This is a genomic window from Collinsella sp. LCP19S3_H3 (assembly GCF_052119145.1).
Taxonomy (GTDB): Bacteria; Actinomycetota; Coriobacteriia; order Coriobacteriales; family Coriobacteriaceae; genus Collinsella.
Genome location: NZ_JBQKFW010000055.1, coordinates 1 through 358 on the forward strand (window position 1 = coordinate 1; position 358 = coordinate 358).

1 rRNA gene is annotated in these 358 nt (G+C 54.7%); it reads right to left on the reverse strand.

Annotation, left to right across the window (positions count from 1 at the left end):
* Positions 1–256: 256 nt before the first annotated feature.
* A 16S ribosomal RNA gene (locus ACTQZF_RS09275) occupies positions 257–358 on the reverse strand; the annotation flags it as partial.

Genomic DNA, 358 nt, shown 5'->3' on the forward strand with positions numbered 1-358 from the left:
CATTAATGAGTGAATTCCTCTTGTTTGGATCGGATGAATGATTGCTATCATTCTCTGTTTAGATCGCAGAAAAGAATCGAGTCTGGAAGAGGATACTCTTCCATCTCTCTCTCCTATCGCTATGCGGCTCTCAAGGTACGCGGGTGCGACCCCGGGGACCGGGTGCTGCGGGGACGTATCCGGGCCAGACATCAACCGGACGGGCTCCTGCCCCTATTCGAGTTAAGTTGATCTCTCTAAGAATTTATCTCCCTAGAAAGGAGGTGATCCAGCCGCACCTTCCGGTACGGCTACCTTGTTACGACTTCACCCCCCTCACCCTCCACACCTTCGGCGCCTCCCCCCTCTCGGTTGGGCC